The sequence below is a fragment of the Trichocoleus sp. FACHB-591 genome (assembly GCF_014695845.1).
In the GTDB taxonomy this organism is placed as follows: domain Bacteria; phylum Cyanobacteriota; class Cyanobacteriia; order FACHB-46; family FACHB-46; genus Trichocoleus.
Genome location: NZ_JACJPA010000054.1, coordinates 1 through 2,218 on the forward strand (window position 1 = coordinate 1; position 2,218 = coordinate 2,218).

A 2,218-nucleotide genomic window follows, 5' to 3' on the forward strand; every position below is an offset into this window, starting at 1 on the left:
TTGCCTACGAAAGTGGTAGAACTATCTATCAAATCAAGCACGGGATGCTCTCTGAGTATCTCAAGGAGCAACTCAAGCATCCGTCCGTTCAAATGACTTTTGCGTAAGTTCTGATAGGTCTACATCAAAAAGGGCGAGTGATTCTTCAGATAATGTCTCGGAGCTAGCAGCCAATCCAGGACGGGTCACTCCTGCGGATTGAGTTTGGCTTTGAACCTCTACTTTCTTTTCAGGTGACAGCGTTGTTGGCTGAAGAGGGTCTGCAACCGATCGCGAAGAATTTGCGCTGGGGTCTGCTCTGAAATCGAGTTGAACTGCAGCATGATTCAGATTCGTTTCCTGATCGATTGCCAAGGTAGAGCTTTCAGTTAAGTCAGGCGGTGGTGAATTCGCGATCGCCATAACGCCCAACTCAGGCAACTGAAGGTCAACATATTGCTGACGTTGAGCCATGAGGGCATTGACTGCAGCAACAATGTTTCTGCGACCAACAGCAGGTTCTATAATCTCTGAGAGTTGGGTTCTGAGTTCCGATTCTGATTGAATTGTGAGGTAATGGCTAAAGGCTAGCTGAATCGCTTGCAGTTCATCCAAGTCTAGTTGCACGCTGTTATAGCCCCCAAATCTCAGCAGCGCAATATCTGATTCAGCGGTTTGATAGATCGGAGACTCCACTTCTACGGGGGTAGAAGCGACTTCCGGAGCAAGATCAACAAGAGACAGCACGGCGGACTGGGGAGGAATCATCGCCTTCGAATCTTCCGACTCAGTTACGGGCTGTGATGGCAGCATCTCCTCTAGCTGTGCTAATGTCTCTTGGCTTTGCAGTCGGCGAGCTGCTTCTGGGAATCCTTGCTGCAGTAGATTGCGCGAGAATAGTTGGGCAAAGCCTCGGTCTTGTCGTCTCAATTCTCCACCCATCAAGGGATTTTGAACCGCCGTTTCTTGCAACATCAGATGCCCTGTTTCCGAGAGATGAAAAATCATCTCTGTATCAATGAAGAGGTCTCCCTGGCTATCCTCCAGCCAATGAATTAAGTGCAACGCTGCATCGTGTCGCTCGATCACGAGGGGAATGTAAGGAGGATTCTCAACCTGCAGATAAAAGTCAGAGTCTGCCATGACCGCTGACGCTAACCCTGCCTGCTCCAGAAATTGGGCCGTATTTCTCTCCGCCCTACCGCTTTGCTCTTTGGCAGGCGCAATTCGAAAAGTTGTAGGAGCTCGCGGAGCGATCGCAGGTACGACGAAGCTAGGTTCAGCAACCATCGGTGGATCTAACGTCTGACTTTCAATTCGCCTTAATTCTGGCAGTTGCCTGCCTAAATAGTCTCGGGCATGCTCTTTCCAGTCAAAGGCTGCCAAGGACCATTGCTTTTGCTGCATGATGACACTCAAAACAGAGTCGATGCGATCGGCGGGAACCTGCAATTCCATGCGATCGCCGACCGAATAAAATTCGCTATCTGCGGTGCTCATCAAGTCAGAATCGAGGACAAAGCGATTGCCAACACTGGACTTAGGAGTCTGTAGGACCAGACCTGAACCTTGGGTCCGGATCGTTAGCAACTCATCCAGCGTTTTCACCGAACCTTGGCGTTGTGTGACGTCAGTCAAAAATACTTTGACTTGCTGAGGATCTTGGAATACGACTGGCTCCGCTTGGAGCGATTCTTCAATGTCAAATCCTACAGGCATGATCAGGCCTTGGGCTACGGCTCCTTGAGCATCGGTATAGTTCAAAAATTTGCCTTTGGGATACTTCTCGTAAGCCTTGAGCGGATTACCTGTAAAAATCTGCATCTGCGTCCGTTGGTGCTGCGTTTGTCGCAGGTCGAAGGCGCGATAGATATCTTCCCCATCTCCGTTGGTGAGCTGAGTACTCACTAAGGTTTTTGCTTCGTCCTTGCCGCGATTCAGTTTCGATAAGGGAATGACTAACTGTTTGGAACGATGATCCACCAAAATTTGAGCTTTCCAATGGGTGGGTGCCGCCGGGCTCCCACTTTGACCTGTTTGACTGATTCGAGCCACCACGCCATAGAACGTATTACCTTCTGAAGACACCACTCGAACGGCTGTTCCCGAAGGAGTTTCTCGCATCAATTGGGTGACATGCTGAAGTTGCGTATCTCAGATCTTGCACCAAGGCTTCAAAGGTGGCAGAAAGGGCGTAAAACTAATAGACCGCAAGAACAATGGACATTCTTGCCCACGC

General features: G+C 49.7%; 1 protein-coding gene. It reads right to left on the reverse strand.

The window, feature by feature from the left end; all coding sequences use genetic code 11:
- Nucleotides 1-72: 72 nt before the first annotated feature.
- A complete protein-coding gene (locus H6F90_RS11065) occupies nt 73-2,103 on the reverse strand; it encodes a hypothetical protein (RefSeq protein WP_190552538.1) in 2,031 nt (676 codons plus the stop codon).
- Nucleotides 2,104-2,218: the final 115 nt, after the last annotated feature.

Bases quoted from the DNA above. Each gene is read 5' to 3' on its own strand.
- H6F90_RS11065 (WP_190552538.1), bottom strand. From the start codon at position 2,103: ATGCGAGAAACTCCTTCGGGAACAGCCGTTCGAGTGGTGTCTTCAGAA.